Consider the following 18872-nt stretch of genomic DNA (forward strand, 5'->3'; position numbering starts at 1 on the left):
TGTCAAATTGATTCTTTCAGTTAAGACTCGATGAAAATTTGAGCACTTCAAGGCTTTATATAAGCTAAAGAATGAAAAGGAAGGTCGAATATTTGTGGAGTAATGTCTTTATACCTTATATTTGCAAACTTTAAAAAAGGAATTACTAAAGACAAGTAATAGACAACTGTTATTTGTAAACAAACATAATATGAAAGCAGGAATTGTAGGGTTACCAAATGTTGGAAAATCAACATTATTCAATTGTTTATCGAATGCAAAAGCGCAAAGTGCCAACTTTCCATTTTGTACAATCGAGCCTAATATTGGAGTAGTGAATGTACCAGACCCAAGAATCGAAAAATTAGAATTACTGGTAAAACCGGAGCGTGTTCAAATGGCAACAGTAGATATCGTGGATATTGCTGGATTGGTAAAAGGAGCCAGTAAAGGGGAAGGTTTAGGAAATCAATTTTTAGGAAACATTAGAGAGTGTAATGCTATTATTCACGTTTTGCGTTGTTTTGACAATGACAATATTGTTCACGTTGACGGGAATGTAAATCCTATCCGTGACAAAGAAACCATTGATATCGAGTTGCAATTAAAAGACCTTGAAACCGTAGAAAAACGTTTAGAAAAGGTAAATCGCGCTGCCAAAACCGGAAACAAAGAAGCACAAACTGAAAAAGCACTTTTGGACAGAATCAGAGAAACACTTTTGCAGGCAAAATCGGCAAGAACTGTAACTCCACAAAGTAACGACGAGGAAGTGTTGATGGAAAGTTTTCAATTGATTACTGCAAAACCAGTATTGTACGTTTGTAATGTGGATGAGAATTCAGCAGTTTCGGGAAATAAATACGTGGATCAAGTTCGCGAATTGGTAAAAGATGAAGATGCAGAAGTAATTGTGCTTTCTGTAGGTGCAGAAGCTGACATCACTGAATTAGAAAGCTACGAAGAGCGTCAAGTGTTCTTGGAAGATATGGGATTAAGTGAGCCAGGAGCATCGGTTTTGATTCGCGCCGCTTATAAATTATTAAAGCAACAAACGTATTTCACTGCAGGTGTCAAAGAAGTTCGTGCCTGGACAATCAATATTGGAGCCACAGCGCCACAAGCTGCAGGAGTTATCCATACCGATTTTGAAAAAGGATTCATCCGTGCCGAAGTAATTGCTTATGAAGATTTCGTTCAATACGGATCAGAAGCCAAATGTAAAGAAGCCGGAAAATTCAAAGTCGAAGGAAAAGAATATATCGTAAAAGATGGAGACGTAATGCACTTCAGATTCAACGTATAGTTTATAGATAAATAGAAAGAAAGCCTGCAAGAGTCATTTTTGCAGGCTTTTTTTATGACCAATTTTGAATATATAATTTATTTATAAAGAAATGTCTATTATTATATAAAAACTAAAGCGAATCATATAAAACTTTAAGGAGGGAATGGTCTAATTTAGTTGTAATTTTAACAAACAAATTATGCTATTTAAAGACCTATTATCTAAGTCTTGGTTTTTACTCAAAAATGCAACTTTGGAATTTGTAGATGATAACGCGATAAAACTTAGTGCCGCTTTGGCCTATTATACCATTTTTGCACTTCCGCCCTTATTAATTATAATAATTACAATTTGTGGTTTTTTCTTTGGAGATGAAGCAGTAACTGGCCAGCTTTATGGACAAATTAATTCTTTGGTTGGTAACGAAGCAGCGATACAGATTCAAGGTGCTATAAAGAACGTTGAGCTTTCTGGAAGTAATGTTTTTGTAACTATATTTGGAATAGGAATGTTACTAATTGGAGCTTCTGGCGTCTTTGCGGAGATCCAAAGTTCTATTAATTATATTTGGGGTTTGCGTGCTAAGCCAAATAAAGGGTTTAAAAAATTTATTCAAAACCGGATAATGTCTTTTTCGATGATTGTTTCATTAGGATTTTTGATGATAGTTAGTTTATCCGTAAATACCATATTGGACATAGTGAATACAAGGTTGAAACTATATTTTCCAGAAAGCACGATTTACTTATTTTATGTTGTTAATTCAGTAATTATCTTTACTATAATCACTTTGCTCTTTGCAATTATCTTTAGGACATTGCCAGATGGTATTATAAAGTGGAGAGATGCTTGCCTTGGAGCTTCTTGCACAGCTGTACTATTTATGATTGGAAAATTTGCTATTGGTTTTTATTTGGGAAATTCTACTATTGCATCTATATATGGAGCTGCAGGCTCTGTAATAATTATTTTAATATGGGTATATTATTCGTCTATTATTCTTTACTTTGGAGCAGAATTTACCAAAGTGTATGCAAGAACATATGGGGGGAAAATTTCTCCAAATGAATATTCAGTAGAAATTAAAAAAGAAATTTTGGAAATTGAGAAATCCTAAAAAATAAATATATGAAAATCATAGCCTTTGCAGGAAGTCCAAGTAAAAAATCAATCAACAAAAAATTAGCCACTTATGCAGCAGGTTTGTTCGAAAATGCCCAAGTTGAGATATTGGATTTAAACGATTATGAAATGCCCCTTTTTAGTGTTGACAAGGAAATTATAATCGGACAGCATCTTTTGGCAAAAGCCTTTTTGGAAAAAATAGCATCAGCTGATCTTTTGGTAATTTCACTTGCCGAAAATAATGGAAATTACAGCGCTGCTTTCAAAAATACCGTGGATTGGTGCTCCAGAATAAACGGAAAAATATTTCAGGAAAAACCAATGTTACTGATGGCCACTTCGCCGGGCGCAAGAGGGGGAGCAAGCGTTCTCGAAATAGCCAAAAATAATTTTCCCCGTTTCAGCGCCAATATAAAAGCTGTATTCTCATTACCTAGTTTCGACGCTAATTTTGATATTGAGGCGAATGTTATTTCAAATCCTGAATTTGATAATCAATTAAAAGAAATTGTTAGAGATTTTCAAATTTAAAATTTATTAATACAGACTAAATCTTTCCCTCATTATTACCGCTTTTTATCCAATAGGTATATATCCATGTCAGAGTAAAAGAAGGAACTACATCTGTAAATGGTAATATTTCTTCAATGAAAGTTAAAACACCAGCAACCTTACCTACTCGTCCTTCATACATTCTGGTCATCAAAAAACCAGCAAGAGGAGCCCAGACGACATCACCAAATTCCCCTATGCCTGGAATGGTAAAAGACAGCATACCAATTGCATCAAATAGAATCCCTAAAACTAATTTTTTACTTTTTAGGTTATTTTTTACCGCAACAACATTTTTACTTTCCATTTTTTTGATATTAAATTGATATAAATATACAAATCTAATCGCTATTTTTCAGAATATATACTGTAGAAAAATCGCTTTAATACGAGGATTAATTACCAAATACTTTGTTTCTTTGTAAAAACTGTTTGAAATGATACACGCAAAAAACATACATAAATATTACGATCAACTGGAAGTATTAAAAGGAGTAGATTTACATATTAAAAAAGGCGAAATTGTTTCTATAGTTGGTGCTTCGGGTGCAGGAAAAACAACACTTTTACAAATTCTGGGAACATTGGACAAACCAAGTCCGATAAAAAAAGAATCTGAAAATTTAACTCCCGAAAATGACTCTTCACTTTTCATAAACAATGAGGATATTTTGAAAATGAATGACAAATCATTATCCAAATTCAGAAACTTGAATTTGGGTTTTATTTTTCAATTTCATCAATTATTACCCGAATTCACGGCTTTGGAAAATGTGTGTATTCCTGCTTTTATTGCCAATAAATCAAAATCTGAAACTGAAAAAGAGGCCAAAAGATTATTAGAATATTTGGGTTTATCCCACCGAATAGACCACAAACCCAACGAACTATCAGGTGGAGAACAACAGCGTGTTGCCGTCGCACGAGCGCTAATCAACAAACCTGATGTTATCTTTGCCGATGAACCCTCAGGAAATCTGGACACACATTCTGCCGAAAATTTGCACAAGTTGTTTTTTCAACTACGAGATGAATTTGGACAAACTTTTGTGATTGTAACCCACAATGAAGAACTTGCCAATATGGCTGACAGAAAATTAATAATGGTCGATGGCCAAATAATGCTGTAAGATGGTTTTGATTCTTTTGAGTTGGATTTATATATTTTTTTCGGCCATCAACCTTGGTTTTGTAACCAACGGAATCCTGCGATTAAAGAACCGAAACTTTGTTATCCATGCAGTTCTAGGCCTATTCACAACCACCATTTTCACCAGCATTTGGGCTATTTTTGGGAGAGTGAATTTTGAATTTCATGTAGCTCTCCTCTTCGTTAACCTTGTCATTTTTTTAAAGTTTCAAAAAAAAATTATACTTCTGTATAAATCATTTTTTGAGGAATTAATTTCACTTACGCTTTCTTTAAAAATAGCATTAACCATTATTACTATCTTTATTCTTGCCCAATGCGCTTCCATTCCTTATATTTTAGATAATGAATCTTATTATATTCAGACAATAAAATGGATCAATGAATATGGTTTTGTAAAAGGTTTGGCCAATTTGCATTTTTTCTTGGCCCAAACAAGTGGTTGGCACATTCTTCAGAGTGCGTACAGTTTTTCATTTTTATATGATAAATTCAATGACATCAGTGGTTTTTGCCTTTTGCTCGGAAATATATTCGCAATTACGAAATTGAATGATTATTTCAAAAACAAAGATCAAAATTATCTAATTGTAGGTTTGCTCCCATTGGCAAACGTATTTTTCTTCCAATTTATAAGTTCACCTTCACCAGATATTCCAATCTATATTTTTTCATTCCTAATCTTCTTTTATTTTCTACAAAATTTTAAAAAACTGGATATTGAAAATTTTAACCTGATAGTGATTCTGGTTCTTTTTTCCTTATTTATTAAAACAACTTCCTTTGCATTAATTTTCATTCCTATTGTTTTATTAGCCAAAAATTTTAAAAAAATATTACCTAAACTTTTTAAATCTATCCTGCTTTCGATAGTTATATTGGTTCTATTTATAATTAAGAACACAATCGTTAGTGGCTTTCCATTTTTCCCGGTAATCAATTTCCATTTCTTCGAAACTGACTATAGAATACCTGAAACAATAGCAAAACTATATTATAAAGAAACTAAATTATATGGTTATTTTTTGACAGATGAGCAATACGATAAAATGACTATTTATGAATTATTTATGAGATGGTTAACTCTACCAAAATTACATGGTTTGTTCAATAAATTAAGCATAACCCTAATTATTGTCATTCCAACATTCATAAGCAAATATTTCCACAGAAAAGAAATTTGGGTTCTCTACTTTATAATGTGCCTACAGCTCGTATTACTATTTTGTACCTCTCCACAATATCGATTCTTCATGAATTTTTTATTATTTTTTTTATTTTTCTTGATGGTTTTATTCCTGAATCAAAAAAAAATCATCCTTTTATCTCTTTACTTTTCAATTTTCATAACTGGCTTTGTTTTGTTTATTCCAATTAATTTAAATTATTTCACCAAAAATAAATTCGTCCTGTCAACCAGTAATTTTTCGACAAAAAACATTGTTTTCCCATATAAAAACACAAAATCCAATACTACTTTTGAATACCTTCAAAACGGTAACCTTCATTTTTATTCTCCTATCGAAAATGTTTTTTTTTGGAGTTCAGGAGATGGGAAACTTCCTTGTGTGAACAAAAATCAAATCGAATATTTCAATTACTATTACAAAGTAAAACCTCAAATGCGGACTACCGATTTGAAAGATGGTTTTTACTCCAAAAGCACTTCGAAAGAATAATAAAATGAATAAAACTGAACTTAAATCTTTTCTGGACGAAAAAGTAATATTATACAATAATCAGGATTTCATCGAAAGTGATCCGGTACAAATTCCGCATTTATTTACTCAAAAGGAAGATATCGAAATTGCTGGATTCTTGAGCGCCACCATTTCCTGGGGAAACCGAAAAATGATTGTCAAGAATGCACACAAAATGATGGATTTGATGGGGAATGCACCTTACGATTTTGTTATGTCGCACCGGGAAATCGACTTGGAACGATTGGAAACTTTTGTGCATCGTACTTTTAACGGACAAGATTTTATCGGTTTTATTAAAGGGTTACAACATATTTACCAAAATCATATTGGATTGGAAACAATCTTTAGTCAAAACATAGAAGGAAACGATTTGCAAAATAGCATTCATCAGTTCAAACAACATTTCTTTGAAATCCCACATCTTAGTCGAACACAAAAACACATCTCCGACCCAATGAATGGTTCGGCTGCAAAACGAATCAATATGTACCTTAGATGGATGTGTCGTCAGGACAACAAAGGGGTTGATTTAGGGATTTGGAAAAGTATTCCGCCTTCTATCCTTTCCTGTCCATTAGACGTACATTCTGGAAATGTGGCCCGAAAACTGGGCTTGTTGACCCGAAAACAAAACGACGGAAAAGCTTTGGCTGAATTGGATTTAAATCTTAGAGAACTTGACCCAATAGATCCCGTAAAATATGATTTTGCCTTATTTGGATTGGGTGTTTTTGAAGGTTTTTAGACAAAATCTATAAATTAACACTTCCTCTTATTTGTCTAAAATTCAAATTAAATTTTTCAATATTTTTTTTATTCAACACCTTGTCACCTCATTATTAACAGATAACAATCAGTTTTAGTCTGTTTTATTAAAAAGCTTTTAGAATAATCATTATCTTTATTTAGATTTTTTTAATAAAAAAAAATACAACCCGGCATTTGCAAAATTTTTGCATCACAATTCAAAACACAGCATTTATTAATGGATGTATTAGTTTATTATTTAATTCTAATTGTTCTTCCCATAATGACTTGTGGGCTTTTCTTATTAATAGCCATCATAATCATCAATAGATTCCGATATGATTTATTAAGGCCAAAACTGAAAGCCGCAAAAAATGAAATCGACAATTTTTTAACCAATATAATTTTTACTCCTTTTGAAGAAACACATTTCAAAGCAGAAATTGAACAATTTAAAAAAGTGATTCCTTTTGAAAAAAAATGGTGCAAAAAATTAATTCTGAACGAAATTATTTTTTTGAAATCGAACCTAAAAGGTGATGTTACACAAACTTTCCAATTTTTATACGAACAATTTGGTTTGTTTGATTACACCAAAAAGCTAATAAAAAGCCGAAGATTCTATTTGAAGTGTTTGGGAATGTTCCAACTTCAATCCTTAGAATACAAAAAAGGCATTTCCTATATTACCCCTTTATTATATCATAAAAACAGAAGCGTTAAATCAAGTGCATTTTTGTCATTAATTTCTCTAAACCCCAACAAATTAGAAACTCTAATTGATTTTTCACCTCAAATTGGCATTGCAGATGAAATCAATATCATGGACATTTTGCATCAGAAAAAAACAAAAATCCCTGATAATTTAAAAGAATGGATAAAGTCAGACAATCTTTCAGTCGTCAAATTGGGAATTAAATTGATGGTATTTTACAATTATACAAATGACAATGAAACGATCTTAAAACTATTAAGGCACAGTGACCATTCAGTTCGTCGCGAAGCAATCATAGCCACAAATTTTCTTTATATTTATGAAGCAGAGCCAGAATTGATAGAACAATTTAAGCAGGAAGACACCCAAAACAAGTTAGAAATCTTCAATACCCTTTCTGGAATTGGAATGAAAGATTCCGAACATTTCATTGCCCAATTATTTAAAAAAAAAACAGATGAAAACATTAAACTCGAAGCAGCATATTGCCTCTACAAAATAAACCCTAATTATTTTGATAAACATTTTCTAGATAATGAAGATGTTCAAAAAATGGTCAAACATATTAAAACACCGTATCTCTAATGTTAGAAACTATACTAAACATATATGCTTATTTCGTAGGAATATTTTCCTTGACCTATATCATTAGCTATATCATTTTGGCAATGTTATCCTATTATGCCATAAAAAAATACCTGAATAGCAAAAACTCTGTCCCAAACAATGTCATCCTAAAATCCAATTATATTCCGGGAGTTTCTGTGGTGGCTCCTGCATTCAATGAAGGGGCAACTGTTGTTTATAACGTAAAATCATTACTCTCGCTAACCTATCCCAAATATGAAGTTGTACTAATAAATGATGGCAGTACAGATGATACTCTTGAAAAACTCATTAAAGAGTTTGAATTAGTAAAAGTCGATTTTTATTATCAGGAAAAAATCAAAGCAAGCAAGGTAAGAGGCCATTATAAATCCACCAATCCAATTTATTCGAAACTATTGGTCGTTGACAAAGAGAATGCTAAAAGCAAAGCCGATGCAGTCAATGCTGGAATAAACTCCTCAAAGTACCCTCTCTTTTTATGCACCGATGTGGATTGCATATTGAAAAATGACACCATCATAAAATTGGCCAAGCCTTTTATTGAAGGAAAGAAAAGAGTTATCGCAACGGGAGCGGGCATTCGGATTTCCAATTCATGTGAAATAAAAGAAGGTTTTTTGGTCAAAATTCATTTCCCAAAAGGATGGTATCCCCGCTTTCAGGAATTGGAATATGTACGCGCCTTTCTTTTTGGCAGAATGGCCTGGAGCCAAATCAATGGGTTGTTACTGGTTTCGGGTGGATTAGGAATGTTTGACAAAGAAATAGCAGTTGAGGCAGGTGGATATTTTCATAAATCATTGGGGGAAGATATGGAACTTATCACCCGAATGAGAAAATACATGTATAACAAGAAATTGCCTTTCTCTATTCAGTATATTCCGGAGTCGCTTTGTTGGACAGAGGTACCCTCAACCAAAGAAGTCCTTATTCGCCAACGCGTTCGATGGGCGAGAGGACTAATTCAAACCTTAAATTTTCACAAAGATGTTTTTTTCAATCCAAAATACGGAAAAACGGGATTTCTCATATTCCCCTATTTCTTTCTTTTTGAATTTCTCATTCCCATTTTAGAACTTATCGGCATAATTGTTTTAATCTTAAGTTTCTTCTTTTTAAATATGGATTATCACAATTTCCTATATTTATCCTCGGCTGTCTATCTATTTTATCTGATTATTACGTTTATCTCAATATTGCTGGACGAGATTATTTATAAAAATTATGCCAACACAAAAGAAATTATAGTCCTCGTACTCATGGCTATAATTGAACCTTTTTGCTATCACCCCGTCAATGTGTATGCTTCATTAAAAGGATATTACCATTTCTTTAGACAAAAAGAAATGCAATGGGGAAATATGCAGCGACAAGGATTTAATACTACCCCAAAACAAAATTAGGTTACATACTTTAAATTTTAAAAAGGCATGAAAGATAAAAAATACATAAAAATTCTCTTTATTGTTTTTCTTGTAATGGGAATGATGAACAGCAATGTTGTTTGGAGCCAAAAAATAGACGTTGACAGCCTTTTGAATGTTGCCATAAAAGAAGTAAACAAAGATAAAAACTATGAATCCGCATTAAAGAAAACCAGGTTAGGAATTAAATTGGCACCCGATTATCTGGATTTTCATTTATTGACAGGAAGAATTTACCAGTTGACAAACGAAAAAGACAGCGCCCGATACTATTACAATCATGTGATTGACAAAAATCCAGTTTATGAAGACGCTTTCACTTACCTCATCAATATGGACATCGAAGAAAAAAAATATGCCGATGCGGAGATTGTAGTCAATAAAGCAATCGAGGCACATCCCGGAAAAAAAGATTTTCGGTACAAGAAACTTACCATCTATGAATTAAAGGGAGAAAATGAAAAAAGTCAAACCTATCTAAAAGAAATGCAGGAAATGTATCCGGAAGATTCCGAATTCAAACTGCATCATTTTATTGATGAAACCCGATTCAAATCAGACCGAATTGGAATGATTTACAACTTCACCACATTCAACCGATCGGGTTATGGGCCCTGGCACTATGGAAGTTTACAATACATTGCACAGCGAAATTGGGGATCTCTCATTACACGAATTAATTATTCCGACCGATATGCCAACGAACAAAGTGTAGCCAACGGTTTTCAATATGAAGTCGAAAGTTATTTTTTCACTGGTAAAAACAGCTATTCCTTTGCTAGTGCCGGTTATAGTAGTGACCCTGTATTCCCAAAATTAAGACTCGGATATTCTTTTTTTCATAACTTCAAAAAAGGATGGGAAGGCGATTTGGGCATTCGATACATTGATACCGAAGACAGTAATTTAACCTCTGCTGTTGTTGGTATCGGGAAATATTTGGGCTCCTATTGGCTCAATCTAAGATCTTACTTCTTTTTTGACAACAGTACCGTTTACCCCGTTTTTACGCTTACAAGTCGTTATTATTTTAACACTCGCTTCGATTATCTGTCATTAATTGCCGGTTATGGGACTTCACCAGACGAGCGTACTACCCTTGGCCAAATCGAGCAGCGTTTATCTCTTGATTCCTTTAGAATTAGTGGCGGATACAATCGATTATTTGGAAAACATTACATAACAGGGTTACAGATATCCGTAAACAATCAAGAATACACACCCGGTTCGAAACAAATCGAAACCGAAATAGCGCTGATATTCCAATATCAATTTTAAAAAAAGATACATTTTTTGTAAACTTATTGCGATTTAGTTAGCCAATTAAATAAAATTAATTTGGGCGTGCCCATACGGGTCGGGTTTTTCGTTCCCGCTTTTTTTATCCCTAAAAAAGGGACAAAAAAGAGCTCCACTTCACCCCCTCACGCGGGCGAGTGCCTATAAACAAAACAGTGTAGACTAAATGTTTTATTCCTAAATAATTAAAATGGACTAAACGATAAATAAATTGCAAACAAAACATTTTTATCTCGCAATTACTTTTATATTATTCCTTTTCAACTGCAAAATTATGGCTCAAAACCCCTTAATTTAGCGAATACAAAAGGGCAGGAAGTTGCTATACTTGCCTCTAGCCAAGATGCCAAAAACGCTGCCACGCTCTTAAAAAGTTATTTAGACCAAGCCTTTGAAAATCCTTTTATTATTGAATTTGACAATAAAAAAACCGATACAAAAGCCAAAATAATTCTTCAAATTGCAAACGATTATAATGCAATTAAGGAAAATGTCTTTATTATCAAAAGCGATGAAAAAAGCATCTATTTGATTGGTTCCAATGAAAAAAAGTTGCGATATGCTGTTTATACCTCACTGGAAATTTGGGGATTTAGAAAATACACCGCAAAAGACACGTTCTAAAAATTGAAATCGAAAATCTAAAAGAATTACCCATTTGGAGAAAACGAAAAAACAAAAAACCAATGGTAATGATTGATGAAATTGAGTTGTATAATAAAGAATACTAACCTGAGTTCGATTATACTATTTTTCGTTTTTTTAGTTGATGGCAAAAAAGCAAAATGCTAACTCTTAGCCCCGATTGAAGTGAAAATCCTTTTGTCCAGTCCTCAAACGAGACAAAAGATTGCAACGGAAAGCGGGACGATATTAACAAAAAAGTAAAATGTTTCTGCTCTAAATTAGCATTCTACAATTCTTCTTAATTTATAAATACTTATTTAAATCTAATGATGCTTTTTCAATCATTCAACTATTTCCTTACCCTAACTCAATCATTACTAGATAAATAAAATTGGGGACAATTTAAGACTCTTTATCAAAACTTTAAGAGGTTTAAAAACAGTAAATAAATGTTTGGCATAGTTGTTGTGCTTATGGAGCAAATGTATTTCAACGGATTTATTTGCATTTTATGGATAAATTACTAAAGAAATATTTAAAAGATAAAAGATGGACAATTCAAATTATAAAATATTAATTGCTGAAGATGATGTTTTAATGATAAAAATCCTTGAGTTTATACTAAAAAAAGAAGGTTATCAGGTAACCTCATGCAAAGATGGTTTGAGCGCGATAGAAAAAATTCCGATACTTATACCAGACATGATCATCACCGATATTATGCTTCCTTTTCATTCCGGGCTAGAAATAATAAATTTTACGAAAGGCGCATATGAAAATATTCATGTTATTGTAGTTTCTGCATTGGGAGAAGAAGAAGGAACAGTTATTGAAGCTTTTAATCTTGGAGCTGATGATTTCGTATCTAAGCCTTTTAATCCAAATGAATTATTGCTTAGAGTAAAACGTTTATTTGCAAAAAAAAATTACAGCATGAAACCAAAAGAATTGGAAGTGAGTATTAGTGTTTAAAATAGTATCAAATAATTCAAGAACATAAAAAAACCTCTATATACTATGTGAAAAATAGTGTATAGAGGTTTCGTTTTTTACATTTTAACTGCTTTATAATAAATTTTTAATGATTCAATTAATATAAATCATAAAGACCTTATGAATCAATCAATTGCCAAATAAAGCCAAAGTTAGCTTGACCTTTCTTTCCTTAGTTTCAAAAAACCTATCTTTGCACAAAATTAAAACAATAATGAGCACTTTCGAACAATTCAATCTCCCTAAATCAGTACAAAAAGCGATAACCGATTTAGGTTTTACATCCCCAACTCCTATTCAGGAAAAAACTTTTTCTGTAATAATGTCCGGGCGTGATATGATGGGAATTGCACAAACAGGTACTGGTAAAACATTTGCCTATTTATTACCTTTATTGAAATTATACAAATTTACTCCAGGTCATACTCCAAAAATAGTAATCCTTGTCCCAACCCGCGAACTAGTCGTTCAGGTCGTGGAAGAAGTTGAAAAATTGACAAAATACATGTCGGTTCGAACGATAGGTATTTTTGGTGGTGTCAACATCAATACTCAAAAAACCTTAGTTTATCAAGGATGTGATATACTTGTGGGAACTCCTGGAAGAATCATGGATTTAACATTGGATAATGTGATTCGTTTTGAAGAAATGCAAAAACTGGTTATCGATGAATTTGACGAAATGCTGAATTTAGGATTCCGTACTCAGTTGACAGCGATTTTGGCTATGATGCCAAAAAAACGTCAAAACATATTATTCTCGGCAACAATGACCGATGAAGTAGATGCCATTTTGAATGACTATTTTGATTATCCGGAAGAAGTTACGCTTTCTGCATCTGGAACACCGCTTGAAAACATTACACAAATTACATATCAAGTTCCAAATTTCAATACCAAAATTAATCTTTTAAAACACTTATTAGAAACTAACGAAGACATGAGTCGAGTATTGGTTTTTGTGAATAACAAAAAGATTTCCGATATGGTTCATCAACGTATAGAGGAAGATTTTGAAGGTCAGTTTGGTGTAATCCACTCCAATAAATCTCAAAATTATCGTTTGAGCACGATGGCTGAATTCCAAGAAGGAAATCTTCGTGGATTGATCACTACCGACATTATGGCGAGAGGTTTGGATATTTCGAATATTACGCATGTAATCAACTTTGAAATGCCTGAATTACCAGAATTGTACATGCACCGTATTGGTAGAACGGGTCGTGCTGACGCTACAGGTACGGCTATCAGTTTAATTACGCCTCGTGAAGAAGAATCAAAAGTGGCCATTGAAATTTTGATGAATACGGAACTAGCGGTTGAAACTTTCCCAGAAGAAGTTGAAGTTTCATCCAAATTAATCGAACCCGAAAAAGACAGACAACCTATCAAGTTTTTGATGAAAAAACAAAAACTGGAAGGTGATGGCGCTTTTCAAGAAAAAAGTAAAAAGAATAAAAAAGTCAATTTGGGTGGACCTGGTGTAACCAAGAAAAAAACACATGGTTCCGTAAATAGAAACATGTTGAAAACAAGAGATAAAAAGAGAAAAGATAAGAAATAAGTAGAAGGTAGATTTCAGAAGGCAGAATAGAGAATAAGAAAATAGAAAAGATTTCAGACAAGACTGTTGACCAGCTTATTCTGAAATCTTTTTTTTATCTGTTTACTATAGACTGAAATCTGCCTTCTGCGACCTGCTTTTATCACTTTGCAAAAACCAAACAAACAGGAGAGCACAAATCAAATCTTTTCTTTGTATCTGTTAACGTTCCTTTTCTTTTATTTATTTTAAAAATCACAATGTCATTGGTATATTGATGTGCCACCAAAAGAAACTTCCCTGTTGGGTCAATTGCAAAATTTCTCGGTCCTTTGCCTAAAGTACTTACTTGTCCTTTTGATTTTAATTTCCCTTTTCCTGAAATTTTAAAAATCGAAATTGTATTGGCGTCACCTCTATTCGAAGCATACAGAAATTTTCCGTTTGGAGAAACGTGAATATCGGCTGAGCTAAAAGTTCCCTTGTAATCGTTCGCCAAAATAGTCGTTTCATAGATCTGGGTTAATTTACCATCTTTGTAACTAAAAGTAGTCAATGAACCATCCAATTCTTGCAGTAAATAAACATATTTCCCTTTCTTGCTAAACGTCAAATGCCTTGGTCCACTTCCCGCTTTTACCGAAACACTGTCTTTTAAAGTTAAAACATCAGTGGTTGCAGCTGGGTTATAATTATACACATACACTTTATCGTTTCCTAAATCATTGCTTAAAACATATTTTTTATCCGGTGAAAAATAAACCATGTGCACATGTGGTTTCTCTTGTCTTTGTTCGTTTGGTCCTTTACCATAATGTTGAATAACCTGCTTGGCTTCCGTTAAACTACCATCTTCCTTTTTACCAAAAACGGAAATATTACCCCCTGAATAATTGGCAACTATCACATTTTTATCGTCATTGATGAGATAACAAGGATCGGCTCCTTTGGAACTTACTTTATTTATTGAGCTAGGTTTCCCGCTTACTTTATCAAATGCAAAAGAACTTACGGTACTTGCTGCCCCATTTTCATTTACTGCATAAATAAATTTTTCATCATTGGAAAGCGATAAATAACTAGGATTAACAATACTGTCCGAAGATTTTTTTAATCGTATTTGAGCATTGTTAGTATCAAATTCATATACATAAATACCTCTGCTATAACATGAATTGGTATAAGTCCCTACAAGAAGATTTACTTTGTTTTTTTGGGCCAATAATGGGCCCACAGAAGAAATTATTAAAAGAATTAGGTAAACTTTTTTCATATTTTATAGTTTTCAGAATAGCTAAAATACTTATTTTCTTTCAGAATAACCCTATTTGCTTCCTATTTTGAAAAATAATAACAACATCATGAGAAACTGTCAACAAATTTGTATTTTTGAAACACAAAATCTTACGAACTTCATTGTCATAAAATCCTCTGAAGCAAACAAAAACTTAGAATGCATTTTAAACAACCTGAAATTCTATACTTTCTATTCCTGTTGATTGTTCCAGTTTTGGTGCATTTATTTCAATTAAGACGTTTCAAAAAAGAATATTTCACTAATGTTCGGTTCCTAAAAGCACTTTCGATTCAAACCCGAAAAAGTTCCAAAATAAAAAAATGGTTGCTTTTGGCCTGCAGAATGCTTTTACTCACCTGCATTATTATTGCCTTTGCCCAACCTTTTTTTGAATCCAAAGACAGCAAAAATGCGAGTAATGAAATGTATATAATCTTGGATAATTCCTTCAGTATGGAAGCCAAAGGAAAAAAAGGGGAATTACTTAAACGTGCCATTCAGGAACTGCTGGAAGAAACTCCCGAAAATGCCAATTTTTCTTTGTTGACCAATACTGATAATTACTGGAATACCGATATTAAAACCATTCGAGGTGAATTGCAAAACTTGAAATACAGTGCCACTCCTTTTCAATTGGATAATATTATAGCCAAAATAAAAGCACATAAATCCGCTTTTAAAAAAGACATTATAATCATTACTGATGCGGTGGGACTAAATCAAAATCAATTAAAAAATATTGACACCGATAACGTTCCGTATTTTATTGTTCCCAAAGCGGAGCAAAAAAACAATGTCGCTATTGACAGTGTTTTTATTCGTCAAACTCTGGATGATTTTTACGAGTTAAGCATCAATACGACAAATTACAGTTCCGATTTCAAACCCGTTCCCGTTGCTTTGTACAATCAAAACAAACTGATTGCAAAAACCATCATCAATTTCAAGAACAAAAATGAAACCGTTACTTTCACCATTCCAAAACAGGCTTTTCATGGCTACGTTTCAATAGAAGACAATGATTTGACATACGACAATAAATTATTTTTTAGCATTTCAAAAATCAAAAAGACAAATATCATCAGTATAGGAGCACCCGAAAAAAACAATTTCCTGAGCCGAATTTACACCGATGACGAATTCAATTACAGTTCTTTTACGTTGAGCTCTTTAGATTATAACATTATTGATAAGCAAGATGCTATTGTTTTGAATGAACTGGATGAAATTCCACAAGCCTTACAAACCACTTTAAAAGTGTTTGTGAACAAAGGCGGAAACCTAATTGTAATTCCATCAGAAACGGCTTCAATTCCCAATTTAAATGCGTTATTAAATCAGTTTGGCTCCTCTCAATTCCAACCATTGGAATCGAATGAAAAACTGATTACCAAAATCAACTTCAGTCATCCTTTATTTGCTGGCGTTTTTGAAAACAAAATCAATAATTTTCAATATCCTAAAACGAAAAAAGAATTTACAATTTCCAGCACAAGTCCTGCGGTTTTGACTTTTGAAGATCAATCACCATTTTTAATAGGACTGAAAAATGCTGTTTCATCGGTTTATGTTTTTTCGGCACCGATAAACACTTCAAATTCCAATTTCCAACAATCGCCTTTGATTGTTCCCGTCTTTTACAAAATGGCTTTAAACAAACTAAATAACGGTATTAACGCCAACACTATTGGCAAGAATGACTCGTATATTGTTTCTGCTCTTTTATCCAAAGATGAAATTCTTACAGTAAAAAATTCTGAGGAACAATTTATTCCTGTACAACAACTACTGAATAATAAAGTGCAATTATTCTTCAATGATTATCCAGAAAAAGCAGGTAATTACACGATTTATGATTCCAAAAAACCGATAGAAAACATCAGTTTTAATTATCCAAGAACCGAAAGCAATCTGGATCAGGTTAACGAAAGCATATTATCGAATTATAAAACAAGTGATTCCATTTCAACCATTTTTGACACCCTACAAACCAGCCGAAGTGACAATCAAGTTTGGAAATGGTTTATTATCTTTGCACTGCTCTTTCTAGCATTGGAAATGGCAATTATTAAATTTGTGAAATAGTTTTTTATACCATTAAGAAATTTAAGAATATTAAGTTTTTCCTTTACTAACTTAATTACTTAATGGTTCAAGAAAATTAAGTTTTAATATTCTAAACATAAGTTTTATTGTTTCAATTAAAGTAAATTATCTACATATGAAAATAATCATCCGAAGTGCCAAAATTATCGATCCTAAAAGTCCCTTTCACAATCAGACTGTAGATCTTTTAATTGTAGATGGTTTTATAAAAAAAATAGGAACGGCACTTCCAAATACAGATAGTATCGAAGAACTGAAGCTAGACAACCTCCACATTTCTCAAGGATGGTTTGACAGCAGTGTTTCACTTGGTGAGCCTGGATTTGAAGACAGAGAAACTATCGGAAACGGACTAGATGTTGCATCCAAAAGTGGTTTTACTGCCATTGCATTGCAACCTAACTCCTTCCCTGTTATAGACAATCAAGCGCAAGTGAATTTTGTAAAAAACAAAGCCAATGGTTTTGCTACACAACTCTTTCCAATTGGAGCTTTAACCAAAGAAAGTGAAGGCAAAGACATGGCCGAATTGTATGATATGAAAAATTCTGGGGCAATTGCTTTTGGCGATTACACCAAAAGTTTGGACAATGCCAATTTGCTAAAAATAGCTTTGCAATACGTACAGGATTTTGATGGACTGGTTATCGCTTTTGCACAGGACGACAAAATAAAAGGAAATGGAGTTGCCAATGAAGGAGTTGTTTCCACCCGATTGGGATTGAAAGGCATTCCGGATTTGGCAGAAGAATTGCAGATAGCCCGAAACCTATTTTTATTGGAATACACCGGCGGAAAAATGCATATCCCAACCATTTCTTCATCAAAATCGATTCAATTAATTAAAGATGCCAAAGCAAAAGGACTAAATGTTACTTGTAGTGTAAGCGTTCATCATTTGGTTTTAACAGATGAAAAACTCGAAGGCTTTGACACCCGTTTCAAAGTTACTCCGCCATTAAAAACTGAAAAAGACAGACAAGCATTGATCAATGGAATTCTGGACGGAACTATCGATATAATTACATCCGACCACAATCCAATCGACATCGAACACAAAAAAATGGAGTTTGATTTGGCCAAAAACGGAACTATTGGTTTAGAAAGTGCTTTTGGAGCTTTGATGACTGTACTTCCATTAGAAGTTATAATTGAAAAATTTACCACTGGAAAAGCGATTTTTAGTATTCCAAACAACAGCATTAGTGAAGGTGAAATCGCTAATATCACTTTATTTAATCCGGAAGGTATTAGCGTATTCGCAAAAGAAAACATACTTTCAAAATCCAAAAATTCAGCATTTCTAGGTACCACTCTAAAAGGAAAAGCTTATGGAATTTTGAACCAAGCAAAATTAATCTTAGGATAACCAAACAATATGAATAATACTATTGAAGCTGGAAAAACAGCAGCCATTACCAGTTATATTTTAGGAATTGGCGTATTTATAGCCATGTCAATGAATAGCGGTGAAGACAAAAATGAATTTGCTTCCTTTCATATTCGCCAAGGACTTGGACTTACACTTACTTTTATATCTTTGGGATTAATCATTAGCAATTTTGACAGTCTGATGATTTCTGCCCCTATGTGGATTTTCGTTTCTGTTTTGTGGACTTACGGTATTTTCAGCGCCATAAAAGGCGAAACAAAACCAGTTCCGTTACTTGGAGAGTTCTTTCAGAAATGGCTTAAAAGTATATCATAATTAAATT

Annotated in this window: 16 protein-coding genes; 14 read left to right on the forward strand and 2 right to left on the reverse strand. The window is 33.0% G+C overall.

All coding sequences use genetic code 11. From position 1 onward, the window contains the following. The first annotated feature begins 190 nt into the window (after positions 1 to 190). From ychF to DOS84_RS06010, 3 genes are all read left to right on the forward strand, one after another. Complete coding sequence (gene ychF / locus DOS84_RS06000; protein WP_111409214.1) at positions 191 to 1285, forward strand: redox-regulated ATPase YchF; 1095 nt, start codon at positions 191 to 193, stop codon at positions 1283 to 1285. Positions 1286 to 1466: 181 nt separating this feature from the next. After that, positions 1467 to 2384: a YihY/virulence factor BrkB family protein gene (locus DOS84_RS06005; RefSeq protein ID WP_111409215.1), complete on the forward strand. Its 918-nt coding sequence runs from the start codon at positions 1467 to 1469 to the stop codon at positions 2382 to 2384. An 11-nt stretch (positions 2385 to 2395) separates the two neighbouring features. Then, a complete protein-coding gene (locus DOS84_RS06010; protein WP_111409216.1) occupies positions 2396 to 2923 on the forward strand; it encodes an NADPH-dependent FMN reductase in 528 nt (175 codons plus the stop codon). Positions 2924 to 2939: 16 nt separating this feature from the next. On the opposite strand, the gene DOS84_RS06015 is transcribed toward DOS84_RS06010, so the two are convergent. Further along, a complete protein-coding gene (locus tag DOS84_RS06015; protein WP_111409217.1) occupies positions 2940 to 3251 on the reverse strand; it encodes a hypothetical protein in 312 nt (103 codons plus the stop codon). Positions 3252 to 3381: 130 nt separating this feature from the next. Here DOS84_RS06015 and DOS84_RS06020 point away from each other — a divergent pair, with 130 nt between their 5' ends. The 8 genes from DOS84_RS06020 (at position 3382) to DOS84_RS06055 (ending at position 13775) form a co-directional block, all read left to right on the forward strand. After that, complete coding sequence (locus DOS84_RS06020) at positions 3382 to 4074, forward strand: ABC transporter ATP-binding protein (RefSeq protein ID WP_111409218.1); 693 nt, start codon at positions 3382 to 3384, stop codon at positions 4072 to 4074. 1 nt (position 4075) lies between these two features. Further along, positions 4076 to 5773, forward strand: a complete 1698-nt coding sequence (locus tag DOS84_RS06025) for a DUF8201 family protein (RefSeq protein ID WP_111409219.1) — start codon at positions 4076 to 4078, stop codon at positions 5771 to 5773. Between the two features lie 4 nt (positions 5774 to 5777). Beyond that, the gene (locus DOS84_RS06030) at positions 5778 to 6542 is read left to right on the forward strand and encodes a TIGR02757 family protein (protein ID WP_111409484.1); all 765 of its coding nucleotides are present in this window, start codon (positions 5778 to 5780) and stop codon (positions 6540 to 6542) included. A 240-nt stretch (positions 6543 to 6782) separates the two neighbouring features. Beyond that, positions 6783 to 7844 carry a HEAT repeat domain-containing protein gene (locus DOS84_RS06035; protein WP_111409220.1) on the forward strand — a complete coding sequence of 354 codons (1062 nt, stop codon included), beginning with the start codon at positions 6783 to 6785 and terminating at the stop codon, positions 7842 to 7844. Continuing rightward, entirely contained in the window at positions 7844 to 9271 is a 1428-nt protein-coding gene (locus DOS84_RS06040) for a glycosyltransferase family 2 protein (protein WP_111409221.1), read from the forward strand. Before DOS84_RS06035 ends, DOS84_RS06040 begins: the two co-directional genes overlap by 1 nt. 27 nt (positions 9272 to 9298) lie before the next feature. Beyond that, positions 9299 to 10570: a YaiO family outer membrane beta-barrel protein gene (locus DOS84_RS06045; protein WP_111409222.1), complete on the forward strand. Its 1272-nt coding sequence runs from the start codon at positions 9299 to 9301 to the stop codon at positions 10568 to 10570. 1197 nt (positions 10571 to 11767) lie between these two features. Beyond that, entirely contained in the window at positions 11768 to 12190 is a 423-nt protein-coding gene (locus DOS84_RS06050; protein WP_111409223.1) for a response regulator transcription factor, read from the forward strand. A 235-nt stretch (positions 12191 to 12425) separates the two neighbouring features. Continuing rightward, positions 12426 to 13775, forward strand: coding sequence for a DEAD/DEAH box helicase (locus DOS84_RS06055; RefSeq protein WP_111409224.1), 1350 nt, complete (start codon positions 12426 to 12428; stop codon positions 13773 to 13775). Between the two features lie 142 nt (positions 13776 to 13917). Here DOS84_RS06055 and DOS84_RS06060 read toward each other — a convergent pair whose 3' ends face one another. Beyond that, on the reverse strand, positions 13918 to 15027 hold the full coding sequence (locus DOS84_RS06060; protein ID WP_111409225.1) for a lactonase family protein: 1110 nt from the start codon (positions 15025 to 15027) through the stop codon (positions 13918 to 13920). A 180-nt stretch (positions 15028 to 15207) separates the two neighbouring features. Here DOS84_RS06060 and DOS84_RS06065 point away from each other — a divergent pair, with 180 nt between their 5' ends. The 3 genes from DOS84_RS06065 (at position 15208) to DOS84_RS06075 (ending at position 18865) form a co-directional block, all read left to right on the forward strand. Next, the gene (locus DOS84_RS06065) at positions 15208 to 17136 is read left to right on the forward strand and encodes a BatA domain-containing protein (RefSeq protein WP_111409226.1); all 1929 of its coding nucleotides are present in this window, start codon (positions 15208 to 15210) and stop codon (positions 17134 to 17136) included. A 136-nt stretch (positions 17137 to 17272) separates the two neighbouring features. Next, the gene (locus tag DOS84_RS06070; RefSeq protein WP_111409227.1) at positions 17273 to 18526 is read left to right on the forward strand and encodes a dihydroorotase; all 1254 of its coding nucleotides are present in this window, start codon (positions 17273 to 17275) and stop codon (positions 18524 to 18526) included. A gap of 9 nt (positions 18527 to 18535) precedes the next feature. Further along, the gene (locus tag DOS84_RS06075) at positions 18536 to 18865 is read left to right on the forward strand and encodes a hypothetical protein (RefSeq protein ID WP_111409228.1); all 330 of its coding nucleotides are present in this window, start codon (positions 18536 to 18538) and stop codon (positions 18863 to 18865) included. The last annotated feature ends 7 nt before the right edge of the window (positions 18866 to 18872 follow it).

Origin of the sequence: Flavobacterium aquariorum, assembly GCF_003254745.1 — a bacterium.
In the GTDB taxonomy this organism is placed as follows: Bacteria; Bacteroidota; Bacteroidia; order Flavobacteriales; family Flavobacteriaceae; genus Flavobacterium; species Flavobacterium aquariorum.